4 protein-coding genes are annotated in these 2870 nt (G+C 28.9%); 2 read left to right on the top strand and 2 right to left on the bottom strand.

Features of this window, described 5'->3' with window-relative positions:
* Positions 1-165: 165 nt before the first annotated feature.
* Both B4113_RS14970 and B4113_RS14975 read right to left on the bottom strand, forming a co-directional pair.
* A complete protein-coding gene (locus tag B4113_RS14970) occupies positions 166-384 on the bottom strand; it encodes a hypothetical protein (RefSeq protein ID WP_061912639.1) in 219 nt (72 codons plus the stop codon).
* A gap of 372 nt (positions 385-756) precedes the next feature.
* On the bottom strand, positions 757-1041 hold the full coding sequence (locus B4113_RS14975) for a hypothetical protein (RefSeq protein WP_061912640.1): 285 nt from the start codon (positions 1039-1041) through the stop codon (positions 757-759).
* Between the two features lie 262 nt (positions 1042-1303).
* Here B4113_RS14975 and B4113_RS19090 point away from each other — a divergent pair, with 262 nt between their 5' ends.
* Both B4113_RS19090 and B4113_RS14980 read left to right on the top strand, forming a co-directional pair.
* Positions 1304-1525 carry a DUF6677 family protein gene (locus B4113_RS19090; protein WP_081897170.1) on the top strand — a complete coding sequence of 74 codons (222 nt, stop codon included), beginning with the start codon at positions 1304-1306 and terminating at the stop codon, positions 1523-1525.
* 578 nt (positions 1526-2103) lie between these two features.
* Positions 2104-2637 carry a hypothetical protein gene (locus B4113_RS14980; RefSeq protein WP_033843115.1) on the top strand — a complete coding sequence of 178 codons (534 nt, stop codon included), beginning with the start codon at positions 2104-2106 and terminating at the stop codon, positions 2635-2637.
* Positions 2638-2870 lie beyond the last annotated feature (233 nt).

Genomic DNA, 2870 nt, shown 5'->3' on the forward strand with positions numbered 1-2870 from the left:
GCAAGATATTCCCATTGATGTGATCAAAAAACAGCTCCATGTCGCCTAAGGGGTACCCTGTTTGTCTCTTAGGTCATGGAAATTACTGTAATGAAAAATGCTCATCTACAGAAAGTTATTTTTTTATTAACTAGGATTAATAAGATTCTTCTGTTCTTTTTCTATCTAATTGGACTCCATTAGATCTTTGTAAATATTCTCAAACATTTCTTTCGGCATTTTAAATCCTACTGTCTTATCATTACGCCAATAAACAACTAATTGAACTTCATTGTCTTTTAATTCCACTTCTAATAATGAGTTTTCACCTATATCTCTGATAGAGACAATTTGATTTCCATTTTTCTTTTTTTTCTTCTTGTAATCATAGTTTAAATAACTCATATAGGTTTACTCCTTTATTTGTTAATTTTTTGTTTCATTTCTTGTAACAAAGAAAATAGGTTTCATCCGTTTATGCTTTCAGTTTGAAAAAATCAAATATCAACAGAGTTATTTAACAGACAACCATGCCATAAAAATTGGCACATCGATGAATGAAATAACAGTAAAAGTTATCCATAGTTATTTCAGGATGGAGTTCCATGCCGCGTTGCGGCACCAGCAAATGATGAAAATACTAATTTTCGGGATAGATTCGTTAACACCACAACTATTATTACAATACTCTATATAACTTTAATTGTTCAATAAGAAATGATATTTTGCATTTTCCTGTAATAAACAAGGGAACCACCATGTGGCTCCCTTGTTTTATTACAGGATTGTTGCTATGTCCCAAAGCGCTGATACAATAGCAGTTAACTTTCCGGCAGGAACAAACGTAAGAATTAATTGGCCTAAATCTAAAATTGCTCCACCTAAATCACGCCATGAAAAATCACCATCATGAGCTCTGTAAATAACTTTAAGTTTAAATACCAGGCTATTAATTAAATCAGTAACTGTTCCCGTAATGTTGAACTTTCTCACTATTACATCTGCGATTTGCTTTGCAACGCCTACTACACCGGTACCCGACACAAAATAATTGTATAACATTCTACAAAACCTCCTAAATTTTTTTTATCACCTCCAATTTGAATGTTTAAAAAATAGAATTCTTTGATTTTTAACTAAATAAAGGAATTTTTGATATTGAATACACCTCTATTGTTATTTCTAAACTATACAAAGTTATTTTTTACAAAAATACAAAAAACAATTTAATGATTTATAAATTTATTGTTAATCAGGTAGACATATACAGTATATTGTTGTTAAAATTCAAATTGTAAAAAATGTGATAAAAGGGTGGTTTTTGATGAAAAAAGTATGGGTTTCAGCTATTTTGTCATTTATTTTTCCAGGCTTAGGACATTTATATCTAGGTAGGGTTTTAAAGGGATTGTTTTTTGTAATAGTTAATATAGTTTCTATTCTTTTTACAGGGAATATATTGGGCATACTAGTATTCTTGTTAAACTGGATATTTTCTATTCTTGATTCAATCAAAACTACAAAAGTAATAAATAGTACAGTTTAAAGGAGAGTTAAAGTTTTGATATGGAATAAAAAACAAATGATTGTTTTCTTTTCAATAGCCTTTCTTACCATTTTAAATAACGAACATTTTAATAAAATCAAATAATGAGATTCCTCAGATCAAGGTATTAGGATTCTCTGACGCATTGCATATTTTTCTTATAAACCCTTTGAATATACTGATATTTCTTTTATTTTCTATAACAGGGATTACATTTATTCTTATATTTAGAATATTCATTATTATTGGTCAAGGACCGTCTTTGTCAGGAATTAATCCCCTAATATATTATTCTTGCTCTTTTGCACATGGTCTTGGGGAATTGATTGCTTGTGCGTTATTCTTTTGTTTTTCTATTAGCCAGTTCAAAATAATATTTGGTTATTTTATAGGAAAGGTAAGTAAACAAGAGGTTAAAAATCTATATATATCTTTATTTAAATACACTTTACCATCTATAATTATCACTCTTTTTATCAGTTCATTGTTGGAAGTATACGTATCTAACCGTTTAATCATTTATTTTGTAAATAATTTTTATAAATAAAAAGATGAACGGAAAGGATTATAGTGTTCAGATGGAAACATTCGTCTTTAAAATGCCTATACTCAGGGGAAGTACCAAGATTATAGATATATTTGATGAAAATCATAATAGAGTAGGATCTATACAAAGAATCTATAGAAATAAACTTGAGAAAATAATTGATTTTATTTCAAACGATGCTGTATTCGTTAATGTACAAGCATTCGATACTAGTAATAATTTAGTTTGTAAAGTGAAAGAAAAAATCTCTATTAAGACAATGATAAGATCAAAATGGGAGGGTAAATCTATAAATCTTGGTGATTTTTGGGTTTTTGATAAAACTATTATAAAAACTAATCCTAAACTTCAAATTGAAATTCCTGAAAAGAATAAAATTTTTACTATCCACAAAGATTTTGCAGATAAGAGGGTTTTTATCAAAAATAATGGTGGGAAAATAGTTGCAGAAATTAAATATGATAAACCTGTTCCCCCTCAGACAATTACTATTCAAATGAAGTCTGGGGATATGCATTATCTTGATGTTGCTTGTTTATATTACCTTTTTATTGTTTATTGCTAGGGGGCAATACTAATGAATCTAAAAATTCATGATAATAAATTAATAATATTAAGAAAATCTAGAATTCAGCTAATACCTCTTGAACATATTTTGTTCTTTGAACGCTTCGGCCAAAAGACATATATATATCTTAAAGAATGTGAATTTACTATAAGAAACCCGTGGTGCTAGTTGAGCGCTAGCGCTCAACTAGCCCGAGTGTTACAAGCGAATACACCAACAAGATGCCATCG

This window comes from Geobacillus sp. B4113_201601 (assembly GCF_001587475.1).
Taxonomy (GTDB): domain Bacteria; phylum Bacillota; class Bacilli; order Bacillales; family Anoxybacillaceae; genus Geobacillus; species Geobacillus icigianus.

Coding starts and splice junctions, on each gene's coding strand:
- B4113_RS19090 (WP_081897170.1), top strand. CDS start 1,304: ATGAAAAAAGTATGGGTTTCAGCTATTTTGTCATTTATTTTTCCAGGC.
- B4113_RS14980 (WP_033843115.1), top strand. CDS start 2,104: ATGGAAACATTCGTCTTTAAAATGCCTATACTCAGGGGAAGTACCAAG.
- B4113_RS14975 (WP_061912640.1), bottom strand. CDS start 1,041: ATGTTATACAATTATTTTGTGTCGGGTACCGGTGTAGTAGGCGTTGCA.
- B4113_RS14970 (WP_061912639.1), bottom strand. CDS start 384: ATGAGTTATTTAAACTATGATTACAAGAAGAAAAAAAAGAAAAATGGA.